The 18356-nt window shown below is 40.7% G+C and carries 12 protein-coding genes; all 12 read left to right on the top strand.

From position 1 onward, the window contains the following. Positions 1-176 precede the first annotated feature (176 nt). The 12 genes from RMZ42_RS24235 (at position 177) to RMZ42_RS24290 (ending at position 18280) form a co-directional block, all read left to right on the top strand. Positions 177-1490 (top strand): NAD(P)H-dependent oxidoreductase, encoded by a 1314-nt coding sequence (locus RMZ42_RS24235; protein ID WP_322673808.1) that lies wholly within the window; start codon positions 177-179, stop codon positions 1488-1490. Between the two features lie 337 nt (positions 1491-1827). Further along, a complete protein-coding gene (locus RMZ42_RS24240) occupies positions 1828-2928 on the top strand; it encodes a glycosyltransferase (RefSeq protein WP_322673809.1) in 1101 nt (366 codons plus the stop codon). Positions 2929-3029: 101 nt separating this feature from the next. Then, positions 3030-5258 (top strand): polysaccharide biosynthesis tyrosine autokinase, encoded by a 2229-nt coding sequence (locus RMZ42_RS24245; RefSeq protein ID WP_322673810.1) that lies wholly within the window; start codon positions 3030-3032, stop codon positions 5256-5258. A gap of 992 nt (positions 5259-6250) precedes the next feature. Further along, positions 6251-6970 carry a heterocyst development glycosyltransferase HepC gene (gene hepC, locus RMZ42_RS24250; RefSeq protein ID WP_322673811.1) on the top strand — a complete coding sequence of 240 codons (720 nt, stop codon included), beginning with the start codon at positions 6251-6253 and terminating at the stop codon, positions 6968-6970. Between the two features lie 199 nt (positions 6971-7169). Beyond that, positions 7170-9020 carry a heterocyst formation ABC transporter subunit HepA gene (gene hepA / locus RMZ42_RS24255; RefSeq protein ID WP_322673812.1) on the top strand — a complete coding sequence of 617 codons (1851 nt, stop codon included), beginning with the start codon at positions 7170-7172 and terminating at the stop codon, positions 9018-9020. Between the two features lie 187 nt (positions 9021-9207). Next, positions 9208-10395, top strand: a complete 1188-nt coding sequence (locus RMZ42_RS24260) for a glycosyltransferase family 4 protein (RefSeq protein ID WP_322673813.1) — start codon at positions 9208-9210, stop codon at positions 10393-10395. A gap of 37 nt (positions 10396-10432) precedes the next feature. Beyond that, positions 10433-11425, top strand: a complete 993-nt coding sequence (locus RMZ42_RS24265; protein ID WP_322673814.1) for a glycosyltransferase family 2 protein — start codon at positions 10433-10435, stop codon at positions 11423-11425. Positions 11426-11612: 187 nt separating this feature from the next. Then, the gene (locus RMZ42_RS24270; RefSeq protein WP_322673815.1) at positions 11613-12809 is read left to right on the top strand and encodes a glycosyltransferase family 4 protein; all 1197 of its coding nucleotides are present in this window, start codon (positions 11613-11615) and stop codon (positions 12807-12809) included. Next, complete coding sequence (locus RMZ42_RS24275) at positions 12727-13683, top strand: glycosyltransferase family 2 protein (protein ID WP_322673816.1); 957 nt, start codon at positions 12727-12729, stop codon at positions 13681-13683. Before RMZ42_RS24270 ends, RMZ42_RS24275 begins: the two co-directional genes overlap by 83 nt. A gap of 73 nt (positions 13684-13756) precedes the next feature. Further along, on the top strand, positions 13757-15226 hold the full coding sequence (locus tag RMZ42_RS24280; RefSeq protein WP_322673817.1) for an O-antigen ligase domain-containing protein: 1470 nt from the start codon (positions 13757-13759) through the stop codon (positions 15224-15226). 32 nt (positions 15227-15258) lie between these two features. Further along, positions 15259-16386 carry a glycosyltransferase family 4 protein gene (locus tag RMZ42_RS24285; protein WP_322673818.1) on the top strand — a complete coding sequence of 376 codons (1128 nt, stop codon included), beginning with the start codon at positions 15259-15261 and terminating at the stop codon, positions 16384-16386. Positions 16387-16630: 244 nt separating this feature from the next. Continuing rightward, a complete protein-coding gene (locus tag RMZ42_RS24290; protein WP_322673819.1) occupies positions 16631-18280 on the top strand; it encodes a GMC family oxidoreductase in 1650 nt (549 codons plus the stop codon). Positions 18281-18356 lie beyond the last annotated feature (76 nt).

Raw genomic sequence — 18356 nt, forward strand, 5'->3', positions numbered from 1 at the left:
ATCATAGCTGGAAAAACAAACTGCTGTTATAGCATCTAGCAAGCAACCAGTTAGTAGCTATCATTAATGATAATTTACATGAAAATGTACTTAATGTTTAGCTGTAAAAAATTATTAAGTGCAAAATTATCGAGAATTTGTAACACAACAAACAGTTCTAAAAAGGAGTTTAGTTCATGATTATTATCGATCGCGCCTTACAAGCCCGTGCAGCAGCAGGAAATCCTATCAAGGTGGGAATGATCGGTGCTGGTTTTATGGGTAGAGGAATTGCCAACCAAATTGTCAATTCAGTGCCAGGAATGGAGTTAGTTGCTATCTCTAATCGTCAGATTGGTGCAGCTAAACAAGCTTATTCGGAAGCAGGGATTGAAGATATTCAAGTTGTTGCAACTGTCAGCGAATTAGAAGATGCGATCGCTAACGGTAAGTATGCAGTCACAGAAGACGCAAAGTTACTGTGTCGGGCTGAAGGCATCGATGCATTAATCGAAGTCACAGGTGCAGTGGAATTTGGCGCTCAGATCGTTATGGAAGCGATCGCCCATTGCAAACATGTGATTATGATGAATGCCGAACTCGATGGCACCATTGGCCCCATCCTGAAAGTGTATGCCGACAAAGCAGGTGTGATTCTCACTGCCTGTGATGGCGATCAGCCAGGAGTACAAATGAACCTTTATCGCTTTGTAAAAAGCATTGGTTTAACTCCCTTATTGTGCGGTAACATTAAAGGACTCCAAGACCCCTATCGCAATCCCACCACCCAGGAAGGATTTGCTAAACGTTGGGGTCAAAAGCCCCACATGGTGACTAGCTTCGCCGACGGAAGCAAAATTTCCTTCGAGCAAGCGATCGTTGCCAATGCCACAGGCATGAAAGTCGCCAAACGGGGAATGTTGGGATATGACTTCAGCGGTCATGTCGATGAAATGACCCAGTTATATGATGTTGAACAACTCAAAGAACTAGGCGGTATTGTCGATTATGTAGTTGGAGCCAAACCAGGCCCAGGCGTATATGTATTTGCCACTCACGACGACCCCAAGCAACGCCACTATCTCAACTTATATAAATTAGGCGAAGGCCCACTTTACAGCTTCTATACTCCTTATCACCTCTGTCATTTTGAAGTTCCCTTGTCCGTAGCGCGTGCTGTTTTATTTGGTGATGCCGTTATGTCTCCACTAGCAGGCCCGTTAGTAGATGTTGTCACCACCGCCAAAATTGACCTGAAAGCAGGAGAAACCTTAGATGGCATTGGCTACTACATGACCTACGGACAATGTGAAAATTCCGATATCGTCCAACAGCAAAATCTTCTACCAATGGGTTTAGCTGAAGGGTGCCGCCTCAAACGAGATATTTCTAAAGATCGAGTCCTCACTTATGAGGATGTAGAATTACCTGAAGGCAGACTTTGCGACCAATTACGAGCCGAGCAAAATGCCTATTTCGCTCCAGAAAAAATCTTAGTAGCAGTTGGATAATATCGGTTCTAAAAACATTTGCCACAAATGAATTGGCTGTAGGGGCGTACAGCTGTACGCCCCTATATATTTGTCGCCAGAATTTCATCAAGAGGATAGAAAGCTATACTGCGGGACACTAAAGTTGTTGATAGTAATATCAAGTCCGGATAATTAGTTATGATTTCCACAGTCATTGCACCCCACCCCCAACCCCTCCCCGCAGGCGGGGAGGGGAGACAAAGCGTAGCTTTGGCGGGGTGGGGTTCTTGAGGTTTAATGAGTAACTAAGCGGACAGGATAGTAACTTGCTGGGGAGCGTTTCAACAAACCCGATCGAAACTTTAGGTCAAATTTCATGAAAATTGCTCTAGTCCATGATTATTTAACCCAGCGAGGTGGGGCAGAGCGTGTGTTTGAACTGCTTTGTAAGCGCTATCCCGAAGCAGATATTTTCACATCTTTGTACGATCCCCAAAAAACTATCGATCTAGGCGATCGCATAGTTAATACAACCTTCTTACAAAAGATTCCTGGTGCAGCAAAATATTTCAGGTCAATGGCTCCTCTATATTTTCCTGCCTTTCGTGCTTTGGATCTGCAAGACTACGATTTAATTATTAGTAGTAGCACCAGCTTCGCCAAAGCAGTACGAAAAAATCCTAATGCCCACCATATTTGTTTTTGTCATAACGTCACCCGTTTCTTATGGGATACAGCAACTTATTTAAGAGAGTACGGGGACTATAGATATTTTGCTCCTTTAATCGAACAAGTATTTCAAGTCATGAGAAAGGTAGACTTGAAATATGCACAGGAGCCTGACCTTTACATTGCTAATTCTAGTGTTGTTGCCCGCCGAATTGAAAAGATTTATGGCAAAAAGGCAATGATGGTGAACTATCCAATTGATACTAGTAAATTTGTTTTTTCAGATATAAAAGATGAATATTATCTGGCCTCCGCCCGGATGATCGGTTATAAGCGACTTGATATAATAGTCGAAGCTTTTAATTGGTTGGGGTGGCGGCTATTAATATCTGGTGACGGGCCAGAACTAGCACGGTTAAAATCCAAAGCATTACAAAATATTGTGTTCTTGGGACACGTAAGTGATAGAACCCGCAAAGACTTGTTTTCCAAAGCCAAGTCTATTATTGTCGCAGCCTTAGAAGACTACGGGTTAGTTCCAGTAGAGGCTAATGCTAGCGGTACACCAGTTATTGCTTATGGAGCGGGTGGAGTATTAGATACTCAAATACCAGGTGAAACAGGAGTCTTTTTCAAAAGACAAACACCAGAATCTTTACAAGTTGCATTACTAGAAGCTAACGGCATTTCTTGGGATTACGATCGCATCCGTAATCATGCAGTAGCAAATTTTTCAGAAAATGCATTCTTTGGCAAGGTTGAGCAAATTATCAATCAAGCTTGTGGCGTGCAGCAATTATTCATTTGATTTCTGAATTTTCCACTATCAGATTACCTATTTTTTTTACAAATAAATAGGTAATTTTCGGAGAATCTCTTAGCGTAAGTCTTGAAGACAAGGATATAAAAGTGGTTCAAACTAGTCTAAATCCTCATCTAGCTCCAGCTTCTGAAAATGAACCAAGTTACGGGCAAATGTTTGCCGTATTTGTGCGGCGATTTCCTTGGTTCTTAGCAGTATTAATTAGTTCTATTGCTATTGCCAGCATAGTAACTGTAAAAACAAAGCCTACTTATAAAAGTTCTATGCAACTGCTAGTAGAACCTAACTATCAAGGGAAAACGGAAGGTGGTGCGGGGGTAGACAATCAGTTTACTGACTCTAACGTGGTCATAGATACTGCCACTCAGCTTAACTTGATGCAAGGTTCGGGACTCATCCAAAAAGCAGTTGATAAACTTCAGTCTAATTATCCAGATATAACTTCAGCTGAAATTAAAGCTTCTTTGGTCTTAACTCAAATCAGGAGCAAAGAAGATAATGTCGCTACTAAAATATTTCAAGTTGAATATACTGCTGGAGATCCTGAAAAAACCCAAAAAGTTTTGGATGCAATTCGACAAGTTTATCTGGAATATAACAAACAACAACAGACTTCGCGTTTACAAAAAGGTCTACAAATCATCAGGGAACAGTTAAGTAAAGCTAGTGAAGAAGTAAACGCATCTGAGACAAATTTACAAAGATTTCGTAGAAATCAGAACTTAATCGATCCAGAGTCACAGGCCAAAGCAATTGAAACAGCTTTGAATAATCTTTCCCAAGAAAGACAGACAACTCGCGCTCAGTATGGAGAAGCTTTAGCACGCCAAAAATCTTTAGAAGAACAACTTAATCGTTCTCCCCAAAATGCTCTAGTTGCTTCTCGTTTGAGTCAGTCTACTCGCTATCAAGGCTTACTAAACGAAATCCAAAAAAGCGAATTGGCACTAGCACAAGAACGCTTACGCTTTACAGATCAAACTCCGAGCGTGCAAAAGCTCAAAGAACAGCTTCAGGGCCAGAAGGAATTATTGCAACAAGAGGTAGGAAGAACTTTAGGCGGAAAATCTGCTGGTGCATTCACGAATGGAGACTCTCTTCTCGAAAAAGGACAGCTGGGCCAAATCGATCTCAGCCTTGCTGGCCAGTTAGTAGAAACGCAGACAACTATAGTTGCTTTAACTGCTCGCGACCAAACTTTGGCTCAGAAAGAAAACGAGCTACGTTTGGAAATAAAACGCTTCCCGCCTCTGTTGGCTTATTACAATCGGATGCTACCGCAGCTGCAATTTAGCCGTGAAAGGTTAGAGCAGCTTTTAAGAGCAGAACAACAATTGCGACAAGAACTTTCCAAGGGTGGGTTTAATTGGGAAGTGGTGGAAGATCCCCAAAAAGGCGCGCAATTAGGCCCCAATCTCCAACAGAATTTGCTGTTAGGTGCTGTGGTTGGCTTAATGTTAGGAGGCATTGCTGCCTTTCTTCGCGAATCGGCTGATGATGCAGTTCACACCACTGCTGAATTAGAGAAGCAAATGGCCATGCCGTTGTTGGGAACAACTCCCAAGTTACCGCCAGCCAAACCCAGAGAATCAATGATTAAGTTGCCTTTTGGCAAGCCAGAAGTTCTCGCCCCCTGGACGATTCAGGTATTGCAATCTCCACCGCGTTGGGAATCGCTGGATCTGATTTACAAAAACATTGAACTTTTAAATACTGTTACTAATTTAAAATCTTTGATGATTACCTCGGCTTTAGCCGATGAGGGTAAATCAGCTTTGGCGTTGGGTTTGGCAATGAGTGCTGCTCGTTTACACAAAAGGGTACTGCTGATTGATGCCAACTTACGCGACCCCAGTTTGCACCATCAACTGAATCTTCCTAATGAGCAGGGACTTTCAACTTTATTGGCGAGTGATACAACTCTACCCAACCAAATTAGTCTTCAATATTCAGGTTCCGCCTACATCGATATTTTGACTGCTGGCCCCAAACCTAACGACCCAGCTAATCTGTTGAGTTCCCCGCGGATGATCCAATTAATGACAGCATTTGAGGAAAACTATGATTTGGTTCTGATAGATGCTCCCCCAGTTCTCGGTTTGGTGGATGCCATGCTTACCGCATCATCTTGTCGTAGCGTGATTATGGTGGCAAGCATTGGTATTGTGACGCGAAGTCAGCTTAATCAAGCGACAGCTATGCTGAGTAAGTTAAATCTGATTGGGGTTGTAGCTAACGGGGTATCAAATAGTAGTAATTACGTACCCAATATCAAACAACAGCAATTGGCTCTGCGTCAAGCTGTAGAAAAGTAACTAGTACGGCTAGATGATAAATCCCCGACTTCTCTAAGAAGTCGGGGATTTTGCGTTTTGGATTTTTTCTCGTTTTTAGCCTCTGGTTAGAAATGCTGTTCATCGGGGTGCTGCCGCGGGTAAAAGAGGCGGAGCCTCAAGGATGAGTATTCCCAGTCTGAGACTGGGAACGAGACAATCTGCTAAAAGCTGGTTTTAGACTGGCTTTTACCTTAAATTGATAGCAATGATTCGTGAATTGCCTCTACGTTTTGATGAACCAAATTGAATTTTGTCGCTATCGGGAAGAATTCAGTATATTTATGCTATCTTTATGAATTTTCAGAGAAATCACTGACTCTTTAAAGAATAAATAAAGAAGTTATTTGAGCGATCGCTATTTCTACAGAGTCTTATATTCTAGAGATTAAAGCACCTTCATAAAGGCTAGAAGACAAGAGCAGACTGGTTTTTAAATCTATCGAGACAATGAACACCTCAGCGTAATTAAACGTAGATATAGATTCATGGGTAATTTCCCTCTACACTTCTCTACTGTCAGTAGTTTCCGGAAAATCAAGATTTGCCCATGAATGTTAATAGTAGCAGTCCTAAATCATTTGTGAAATATTTTTGGAGTTGGCTGTCATTAGTCATTAGTCATTAGTCATTAGTTATTTGTCCTTTGTCCTTTCTTATTTGCAATTACGTAGACGCGCCAGCGGCTTCCCGCAGGGTAGGACAAATGACCAAGGACGACCATAACAAAAATTTTCACAATTTCATTTAGGATTGCTACCTATGTAATTAGTATCTGTCTAATTTGTAAATCTCTACACCAGCAGAATTCTACGCAATATGTGCTTGGCTGAATGGCAAATACTATAGCATATTTTTGCCGTCAATTCTCTCCAACTTTTTGGACTTACAACAAGATTCGGATTTGGGTCTTTGGCATTGATAGCCTTTGATAACGCCTCAGTAATTCACTTTTGTATAAACCCAAAGACATTATGACAACTTCAATAATTCCAACTTTAGAGAATTTATATGATGTAACCCAGTCACACCAGGATAATCGTGGGTACTGCACACTCCTGTGGCGGCGGGGTAAGCTGTTGGTGAAGCCGCTTGGAGGAGTGAAACAACCATACCTGGCTTCATTAGATAATAAGCGATCGCTAGTAGAATGCTTACAACATTCTCCAGTAAGTTTGGTCAGCATAGATCCAAAATTGGGTGAGACTTTGCTCAAATTTTGGGCAGATGCATGTGAAGCAGCTCAAAAACCAATATTCCTAAGCATACCCGCTGACAAAAAACTTCCTAACCAACCTTTCAGACAATTGCAGCGAATAATTGATTGGATTGCTGCTTTCGTATTGCTGCTATTAGTAAGTCCAGTCATGTTGGGATTGATTGTATTAATGCAGGTTTACTCGCCAGGGTCAATTTTTTGTCGTGAATGGCGTGTTGGGGAACGAGGTAAATTCTTTCAAACGATCGGCTTTTGCACCCACAATACTACACCACTAGGACGTTGGATGGGTAAATACAATCTCGACAATCTGCCACAGTTATTTAACGTGCTACGGGGTGACATGAGTTTAACCGGATCTCGTTGTTGGACTTTGGAAGATGCAGTACAGCTAAATAAATTACCAGAAATTACAACTTCCTGGGAAGTAGAGGCACAGTCTCATCTGTTACATCTGGATAGCCAAACTCTGTAATTTATCAGTGCGGTAATTGATGATTTCATTTATCGCACTGAGGCTCAAAAAAAATTATTTATGTAGCATCTAATTCTAGGTAATTACTTTTCCAAACGCGATAAATTGCATCTCTACATCAGGGTTTTGTTACTCATTCTGAACTCTGTATCGATTTATAGATGTCTATCTACCTTGCCAAACTATTATGAGAAAATTCATGAATTTACAGCTTCCTCAACCACTCAGTAATCTGCTCAAAGCTAGCAGCTTTTGGCAGGACAACTATTTGATATTGCGAGAATTTAAACACTTTCGCAAAATTGCAATTTTAGCTCTGATATTCTCAATTTTGGCGGCAACTTTTGAAGGTGTAAGTATTGGTTTCTTACTTTCCTTTTTGCAAAGTTTAACTAGTCCCAACGCTCAACCTGTCCAAACAGGAATAGAATGGGTCGATCTTTGGATTTTAGGAGCCAAGACTTCAGCAATTAATCGTTTATATCGCGTATCTTTGCTGATTTTATTCAGTACTTGGTTACGTGCCACCTTCAATTATTTTTCTCAAGTTTATACTGAATTATCTCAACTACATCTTGCCGATCGCTTACGCAAGCAAATTTTTGAACAGTTACAATCATTATCGCTAAGTTACTTTAGTAAAACTCGTTCTGGCGAACTAATTAACACAATTACTACAGAGATTGAAAGGATCAGACAAGGTTTTAGTGGCGGAGCTTTTTTAGTAACTAGAGGACTCACAACCCTTGTTTACTTAATATCAATGTTTTTGATTTCATGGCAATTGACGATAATATCAGCATTACTATTTACACTTTTAGGTGTGGGGTTGTCAAATCTGAATGCTAGAGTCAGAGAATCAAGTTTTGGCATGACAACTGCTAATGCTAATTTTACATCAACAGCCATAGAATTTATTAATGGCATTCGCACTGTTCATTCTTGTGGTACTCAAGAATTTGAGCGTCAGCGTTACTACAAAGCTAGCGATAAGGTAATAAGTAGTACAACAAAGGTTGTATTTACCTGGACACTTGTGAAGCCAATTGCCGAAGGAGTAGCTACTACAGTATTGATCGGAATGATTATTTTGGCATTCACTAGTCTTGTCACTAATGGAACGCTACAAGTTGCTTCTTTGCTAACCTTTTTCTTTGTACTCTTTCGCTTTATCCCATTTGTTCAAGATATTAATGGCACAAGAGCATATCTTAGCACTTTACATGGTTCAGCAGACAATATTAAAAATCTGTTGACAAGTGATGAAAAATATTACTTTCAAAATGGCAGAGTTAAGTTTCAGGGATTAAAGAGGTCAATAGATTTAGTATCTGTGGATTTTGGTTATGATGATGAAAATTTAGTGCTGCATAATATTACCCTGACAATTGAAAAGGGAAAGATGACAGCGTTAGTTGGAGCATCTGGTGCTGGTAAAACAACTCTTGCTGATTTAATTCCTCGATTTTATAATGCTACAGATGGGTATATTTACATTGATGAAATGGATATCCGGCAGTTTGAAATTAACTCTCTCCGTCGCAAAATAGCTGTCGTCAGTCAAGATACTTTTATCTTCAATACTAATGTTTGGCAGAATATTTCTTACGGGACTCCAGAGGCGACTAATGAGGAAATTCAAGAAGCAGCTAAACTAGCGAATGCATTAGAATTTATTTTGGAAATGCCCGAAGGTTTTGATACCCAATTAGGAGATCGGGGTGTTAGGTTATCTGGAGGACAAAGACAGAGAATTGCGATTGCACGAGCTTTACTACGGAACCCAGAAATTTTAATTTTGGATGAAGCAACTAGCGCCTTAGATTCGCTATCTGAGCGCTTAATTCAAGATTCATTAGAAAAGCTATCTGTTGGTAAAACAGTAATTGCGATCGCTCACCGTCTTTCTACTATTTCTAAAGCAGATAAAGTTGTAGTTTTAGAACAGGGACGGATAGTAGAGCAAGGTAAATATCAAGAACTATTGGAACTAAAAGGTAAGCTTTGGAAATATCATCAAATGCAATATGAACTAAGGCAGCCAGATTAGAAACAACATCTAATTACCAAAGTCATTACAACATATTCATCGGCTGTATATCTTTACAGCCGTAAATCACTAATATGTATCAATAATTTTGCCAAACTAATAGTTAAATAATAAGATTTTAAACACTTATTATTCCTATAGATAAGTTATTAAAGTTCGTCCTATATACTTAAAAATCATAGAAAATATGTCCCAGGAAATCTTTGACAAAGACCTAATTTATCAATGTTCAAGTTTCGGTGTCGGTGGGAGTGGAGGTGTTGAAACTTATTTAGCTTCTCTGTTTGCACATCGGCCACCTGATGTTAGCGATCGCGTGTTAAAATCGCTTAAAAATATCGATCAAAGTCAGTTCAAACTGCTACACATCCACAGTGCAGATTTGCTATTACAGCTTACAGGCGAATGTCCTGCTATCTTCAGCGTTCATAATCACTCATTTTACTGCCCTAGCGGCACAAAGTATTTAGCAGAACAACGGACAATCTGCGATCGCAACTTCTCTTACTTAGGATGTACCTGGGGTAAATTAGCAGATAAATGTGGTAGCCGTAGACCTTTAAGAACTCTTAGAGAACTTCAAACTACTCATCAGTTTTTAGATGTCTTGAAAAGGCTAAAAATTACTTTCATTGCGAATAGCGAATATGTGCGCCAAGAGTTAATTAAAAACGGTGTATCTCCCGAACAAGTTATAACGCTACATTGTGGAATCTCTATACCAGAAACAGCAAGTTCACCCCTAAGCTTGGAAGTACATCAAAATCATCGAATTTTGTTTGCTGGACGAATTGTTTCTGATAAAGGTCTGGAATGGTTACTCAAAACCTTAATACATACAGATCCAAAAATTCAACTTGATATTGCAGGTGAAGGTTGGGAACGACCACGGTTAGAAAAATTAGCAAGCACACTCGGATTGAATCAACGAATCACTTGGCATGGTTGGTGCGATTCAGATAAATTAGATAAACTTTATCAACAGTGTTTTGCAGTCATCTTTCCTAGTGTTTGGCCTGAACCTGCTGGTCTTGTAACTCTAGAAGCATACTCTCGTTGTCGTCCTGTAATTGGTAGTGCAGTCGGAGGGATTCCAGAACATTTACAAGATGGAGAAACGGGTATTCTTGTTCCAAGCAATAATATCCAAAAACTGGCTGATGCTATTAATGAATTGTATAGAGATTATCAAAAAAGCCGATACATGGGTGAGCAAGGTCATACTTTATTGATGAAGGAATTTACAATGGCTGCTCATGTAAATAATCTCCAAACAATTTATGCAAAAACAATAGCTGAATTTCCTTCCCAAGCGAACAAACTATATAGTATCTCTTCAGTTCAAGAAGCTGAATTTGTTAAAAATATCAAATAGTGCATCTTTTACTTAGAAAATATCAAGGGAGAAAAATATGTCATTACATCAAGAATGTCAACAACCTTTAGTCAGCGTTGTTATCCCCACCTATAATCGACCAGACTATCTCAAGCAAGCGATCGCAAGTGCAATAAAACAAACTTATCAAAATATTGAAATTATTATTTCTGATAATTGTAGTTCCGAAAATCCCCAAGCAATTGTCGCATCTTTTGGTGATTCACGTATCAAATTTTGGCAGCATCCGCAAAATATGGGAATGTTAGCTAATCAGCAGTATGGCTTTAAAATGGCGCAAGGTAAATATGTTGCTAGTCTACATGACGATGATATTTGGCATGAAGACTTTTTAGCAAAGCTTGTACCACCACTAGAAGCCAATTCTGATTTGATTCTCGCTTTTTCTGACCAATACATTATAGATGCTAATGGTATAATTAATCATACTGGTACTGAAGAAAACACACGCGCTTACAAGCGAGATAAACTAGCAAAAGGAATTTATAAACCTTTTTTCAAAATTGGATTGGTAGATAAAAGTATACCTACTGCTGCATCTTGTGTAATTCGCAATAATTTGGTGGATTGGTATAATATTCCTTCAGAAGTTGGTGGAATGTGGGATTTATATTTAACCTATCTATTTTGTATATCTGGTTATGGTGCTTACTATTGTCCTGAAAAATTGACGCGATATCGCGCCCATGAGCAAACTGATACTATGCTCAGTGGTAGTCGAGATGTACAAGCAAAAATTCGTAAAGCTAAAAGCGAAATGTTTTGCTATCAAGTATTTATGGAAGACCCTCGGTTACAGGAATTTAGAACTCATTTTCAGCAGAAATGGTTAGAAGCTAATACTACTTTGGGAATTGGTTTGCTACGAAGCGAACAGATAGCCGCAGCACGTCCTTATTTTTGGCAAGCGCTGAATCAACAAAAATTTAATGTGCGAACTATGGCAGCACTTAGTCTTAGTTTTACGCCGCGATTTTTAACAAGTAAGTTAATCGGGGTATCGAAATAATATCTCAATATCTCTGAGTTGAGGAATTTATTTGTTAAAAAGACCTCTTGCATAAGTCGAATAGACCCCACCCCCCTTAATCCCCCCTTATAAAGGGGGGAAACTTGAAATCTTGTCCCCTCCCCAATACATACGGGGAGGGTTGGGGAGGGGTAATTCAAGGATTTTATCCTTAAGGAAATAGTGTATGAAACTTTGTATTGTTACTCATAAAATAAAAAAAGGTGATGGTCAAGGACGGGTAAACTATGAGGTTGCTAAGGAAGCAATTTGTCGCGGTCATCACTTGATATTATTAGCTAGTGAAGTCGCACCAGAACTAGAAGAAAATAGCCAAGTTAATTGGGTTAAAATTCCAGTCAAAGGCTATCCTACAGAATTTGTGCGTAATTTCATCTTTGCCCAAAAAAGTGCAGATTGGTTACGTAAACATCGCTCTGACATTGATTTAGTTAAAGTCAATGGAGCAATTAATCTGGCCGCGGCTGATGTGAATGCTGTACATTTTGTCCACAGTTCATGGTTGCGATCGCCTGTTCATATTTCTCGCAACCGCCGCGATTTATATGGTTTTTACCAATGGCTATTTACGGCTTTTAATGCCCGTTGGGAAAAACAAGCTTTCCAAAAAGCGCAGGTTGTGGTGGCTGTATCTGAAAAGGTAGCCCAAGAATTAGTCAATATTGGTGTACCGCGTTCTGGGATTCGCGTAATTGTTAATGGCGTTGACTTAGAAGAATTTACCCCTGGCCAAAGCAATCGCCAAAAATTAGGTTTACCGGAGAATGTCACACTAGCCCTGTTTGCCGGGGATATCCGCACACCCAGAAAGAATTTAGATACAGTCTTACACGCCTTGGTGAAAGTTCCCGATTTACATTTGACGGTGGTAGGTCATATCGAAGGTAGTCCCTTCCCACAACTAGCGGCATCCTTGGGGTTAAGCGATCGCGTGCATTTTGTCGGATTTCGCCGCGATATCCCCGAAATTATGCGATCAGTAGATTTATTTATTTTTCCTTCCCGATATGAAGCTTGTAGCCTCGTATTGTTAGAAGCACTTTCTTCAGGACTACCAGTAATTACTGCCACAGCTACCGGGGGTGCAGAGTTGGTGACACCAGAATGTGGCATCGTCTTAACCGATTCAAATGATATTGATGCTTTGGCTGTGGCGATGATGTCCTTAGTAAATGTAGATATGCAGCAAATGAGTCAAGCTGCTCGTTCTGTGGCAGAACAACACAGTTGGACTACTATGGCTCAAACTTATGTGGATTTATTCGAGGAGTTAAGCAAGAATGCGGAACACCGTTCTGATACCGACTTATCGCCGTCCACAAGACCTCTCACGCTGCCTTTTGGCGCTACAGGAGCAAACTAAACCAGTCGATCAAGCGATCGTGGTTGTCCGCGATACGGATGCAGAAACTTGGCAATTTCTGGCGCAATACACAGCGCACAATTTGCCACTGCATACCGTGAAAGTGACACAACCGGGGGTAGTAGCAGCTCTCAACGCCGGACTAGCAGCAGTGGAGGGCGATATTGTTTCCATTACTGATGATGATGCCGCACCTCACCCCGATTGGTTAGAGCGGATTGCGGCTTACTTTACCTCTGATAGTCGCCTCGGCGGACTGGGAGGGCGTGATTGGATATACCACGGCAGCAAATTAGAAGACGAATCCCGCCCAGTAGTGGGACAGTTGCAATGGTTTGGGCGAGTCATTGGCAACCATCACCTGGGAGTGGGAGAACCCCGCGAAGTCGATATTCTCAAGGGCGTGAACATGAGTTTTCGTACCCAAGCGATCGGACAACTGCGCTTTGACGAGCGGATGCGCGGTACTGGAGCGCAAGTACACTTTGAAATGGCATTCACCCTGGCATTAAAGCGGGCTGGTTGGAAGATAATTTACGATCCTCGCGTTGCTGTAGATCATTTTCCGGCACAACGTTTTGATGAAGATCAGCGAAATAATTTTAATGAAATTGCCTTTATTAATTTAGTCCATAATGAAACCTTAGTTTTACTAGAGCATTTGTCATTTTTCCGCCGGATTGCATTTTTGTTCTGGGCAGTATTTGTGGGTACGTGCGATAGCTTGGGTTTCGTACAATGGCTAAGATTTTTACCTAGTCAAGGGCAGTTGGCGGGGAAAAAGTTATTAGCATCTTGGCGGGGACGTTGGCAGGGATATCAAGAATTCAAAATTCAAAATTCAAAATTCAAAATGAGGCAGAGCCTCGAATGACTTCATTTCCAGGCTAGAGCCTGGGAACGAGTTCAAAGCTGCCAAATTTATTTATATGTACATCTAAAATTGAATGAATTCTAAGCAGATACTTTTCAATAGTTTTTTACAAGAAAACTATTCTCCTGAAGAGCGATCGCTACAGGGTTGGATGGCGATCGCAGGCTTTATATTACTAACTGTAGTTTGCTATTTTGGTGGTGTTACTGCCGGATTGCGCCTAATTTTTCCAGCGACAGCTTTAGTAGTAGCCTTATTTTTATACTTGCGGCATCCCATTCTCTACATTGGCTTTACCTGGTGGATTTGGTTTCTCACACCCTTAGCGACTCGCTTAGTTGATTATCGCGTAGGGTGGGATGCTAGCCGTCAAATGCTCATAGCACCCTACTTAGTGGTGTTTATAACTATAGCAACATTCTTTCGACACTTTCCCCGCGCTTCTCGCCAAGGAGGTTTGCCGTTTGTTTTGGCTTTTATCGGAGTTTTCTATGGCTTTCTCATCGGTCTAATTTACAACCCACCTATTCCTGTAGCACGCGGATTGATGGATTGGCTCAGTCCGGTTATTTTCGCTTTTCACTTATTTATTAACTGGCGAGATTATCCCAGCTATCGCCAGAACATTCAACGAACATTTCTCTGGTCTGTGTTGATTTTAGGAACTTATGGCGTATATCAATTTGTGGTAGCTCCTGAGTGGGATAGGTACTGGCTCATACAATCAAAATTATTCATGAGTTCTGGAAACCCTGTACCTTTCGGGATGCGCGTCTGGAGTACATTACACTCAGTCGGCCCCTTTGGTTCGGTTATGCAGGCTGGGTTACTGTTATTATTCACCGGTTCAGGAAGCTTAATTTTTCCGGCTTCGGCTGTTGGTTATTTATCTTTTCTATTAACACAAGCACGTACTAATTGGGGAGGCTGGTTATTTGGAATAATTATGATTATGGGTTCAGTCAAAGCCAAAATTCAAATGCGCTTAATTACCATAATTGTGGTCATGGCTATTTGTGTTGTGCCATTGACAACTATCGAACCAATTGCTGGAGTAGTAGCAGCACGTTTTGAAACTTTTTCTAATATTCAAGAAGATGGCAGCTTTAAAGATAGATCGGGAACTTACGACAGAAATCTTGGTTTAGCCCTTTCTAATGGTCTAGGTAACGGCTTAGGAAATATTTGGAAAGTCAACGAAAAAACTGGTCAAATTGAAGTAGTGGTAATTGATAGTGGCATTTTAGATATGTTTTTCACCCTTGGTTGGTTTGGAGGCATATTTTATATGGGTGGATTAATCTTTTTGATTATTACTGTTAGCAGCTATGGTGAAGGTCGTTTCGATAGTTTTGTCAGTGCTGCCCGCGCCATTGGAATCAGTTCTGCTTCACAGTTAGTTATCGGTAGCGGGATGTTGAGCGTATCAGGGATGATTCTTTGGGGATTTTTAGCTATGGCTATGGCAGGACATAAGTACTATAGCAATCCTCAGATGTTCTCCAATATTCCTAACTTCTCTAAGAAATCGAGAATCTCATAAATCTTATCACTTAAATAGGACTTTTATAGATTATGAAAGTAATTATTGTTATGCCACTGGCCGAGCAACGAGGCGGTGGTGAAATGATGCTTTGGGATTTGGTGCAACAGGGACGTAATGCTGGTGTTGAGTGGCTGGTGATATTTTTAGAAAACGGCCCGATGGTGGAACAAGTAAAGTCTCTTGGTATTGATGCGCGAGTTGTAGAAAGTGGACGTTTACGCCAAATCCACCGTTTTATTGGCGCTGTTTTGCGGATTGCTGCGATCGCTCGCCGCGAACGTGCAGATATAATTGTCAATTGGATGTGGATCGTGCATATATCTGGAGGCTTGGCGGCAATGTTGGCGGGCTTGCCTGCTGTGTGGTATCAACTAGAAGTACCTAGCGATAAAACTTGGTTGGTGCGACTCGCAACTTTAATCCCAGCGCGGGCAATTATCACTCTTTCGCAAGATGGCAAGCAAGCACAGGCAGAGATTTGGCCCCACAGACCAACACCTTTGGTTTATCCTGGTGTCGCATTAGACCGATTTGAGCCGAATGCTTTACCAACTCCAGAAGAAGCACGGCGAAAACTGGGTTTACCTTTACACGGGCCGTTGATTGGAATTGTAGGACGATTGCAACGATGGAAGGGAATGCACGTATTGGTGCAAGCAATGCCCAAAATTTTACAGAAGTATCCCGATGCCCATTGTGTAGTGGTTGGCGGTAAGCACGATTTGGAACCAGATTATGAGGACTTTTTAAAAGCCGAAATCACCGCTTTGGGTTTGAAAGACCAAGTAATTATGGCTGGGCTACAGCGTAATATCCCGGAATGGGTGCAGGCAATGGATGTATTTGTTCATGCATCGGATAAAGAACCCTTTGGGATTGTGATTATTGAGGCGATGGCATTGGGTAAACCTGTAATTGCTGGCAGTGCAGGCGGCCCGACAGAGATTATCACCGATGGGATGAATGGACTATTAACACCTTACGGCGATGCGGAGCAATTAGCGATCGCAATTCTCCGCTATCTTGACGAGCAAGAATTTGCCCAGAGTGCGGGAGTCGCTGCTAGACAACGCGCCCTCGATTTCTCAACGCAGAATTATGCCCAAAATTTTATTAATGCAATTCGTTCTGTAATGCCTAGCCCTTTATCACAATAATTTTGATAGGTTTGTAAGCTAAAACACATCTAATTTGCGGATGAAAATTTTCTCAATATCTTGTGGGGTGGGCATCTTGCCCGCCCTGATTATGCAACTTGAATGCTGATTAGCTTAGTAAGCATTTTAGTGCTTAAAAATTCAGGACTAAAGTGCTTACTAAAAACACATTTACGCCTCATAATTAATACCCTCTATACATCTGCACAATATAAAAAAGATTTATGCAAAAGGAATTAAATAAATGTTGATTGATAGTCGCAAATTACCAATAGATGAAATTATCAATACGGAAGTTTGTATAGTTGGTGCTGGCCCAGCAGGAATTACACTCGCACGAGAATTAATTGGGCAAGACTTTCGAGTGTGCTTACTAGAAAGTGGTGATTTGGAATTTAATCAAGAAACTGCATCTCTTGGTGAAGGTGAAACGGTTGGAGATCCTTTTCCACCCTTACAAGATATGCGTCATCGTCAATTTGGTGGAATGGCTAATGTCTGGAATATTGAAATTAATAAAAATCAACTTGGTCTGAGGCACGTGCCGTTAGACGCAATAGATTTTGAAAAACGAGATTGGGTTCGATACAGTGGCTGGCCTTTTAGTAAATCTCACCTCAATCCATTTTATGAGCGCGCTCAAGCAGTTTGTAAACTCGGTTCTTTTGCTTATGAAGCTGAAGCTTGGGAAAATGCTCAATCTCCTCGGATACATTTCACAAGCGACCGAGTTACTACCAGTATGTTTCAGTTTGGCCCGCGCGATATTTTCACCAATGAATATCGCCACCAAATCAAGCAATCTCCTAATATAACTACATTCCTCAACGCCAATGTGGTAGAAATTGAGGCAGACGAAACAACTCAAACAGTGAAACGCGTGCAAGTTGCTTGTTTATCTGGTAATAAATTTTGGGTTGTTGCAAAAGTATTTATTTTAGCCGCAGGTGGGATTGAAAACGCGCGTTTGTTATTACTATCAAACAAAATTCAAAAGAATGGATTAGGCAATCAACATGATTTAGTGGGTAGATTCTTCATGGATCATCCTTTTATCCGTTGTGGTATGCTTGTTCCCCAAAATCGCAAAATCTTTAATTCGATGGCTTTGTATGATTTACGCCGCGTTAATCATGTCACAGTCATGGGGAAATTTGCTCTAACGGAACAAGTGATGCGCCGCGATAAATTACTAAATATGACCGCGTTGTTATATCCCAGAGATGAAAGGTATAGATCGGCGGCAAAGGCTTCTGCAAAAATTTTGTTCTCTTCAGTTCGACAAAGACAGTTACCTAAAAATATTTTTCAGCATTTGCAAAATGTCATAACGAATATTGATGATTTAGTAGCTCATTGGTATAAATATAATTTCAAAAAAGAATATTTATTCCCTGATTTAAGTCATGGAGGATGGTCTGAGCGTGAAGGTAATGAACAGAAATATACAAAGTTTGAAGTTCTCAGCCAAACTGAACAAACACCAAATCCAAATAATCGGGTAACACTCAGTAATCAACTAGACAAACTGGGTTGTCCGCAAGCAAAATTAATTAATTATTGGAGCGAAATAGATATTTGCAGTGTGAAGCGATCGCAGTTAGTATTTGCACAAGAGTTTGCTAGCGCCGGACTGGGTGAGTTGCAGATTGAATTAGATGGAGATCGTCCAGTTGCTTCTCTTAGTACCCATCATAATATGGGAACAACGCGTATGCATCACGACTCAAAACAAGGAGTAGTCGATGCAAATTGTCAAGTTCACGGCATCTCTAATTTATTTATGGCAGGTAGCTCTGTTTTCCCTACAGGAGGCTATGCTAATCCGACGCTTACCATTATCGCCTTGGCAATTCGATTAGCTGACCATCTGAAAGCTGAATTGTCTCACTAAGTATAACTTTGTGTAAAATCGTCACGTTTTAGATGTAGCGATCGCCTGCTTTTAGTTTAAACTCCAGTATAAAGCA

Origin of the sequence: Nostoc sp. DedQUE05, assembly GCF_034530955.1 — a bacterium.
Classification (GTDB): domain Bacteria; phylum Cyanobacteriota; class Cyanobacteriia; order Cyanobacteriales; family Nostocaceae; genus Nostoc.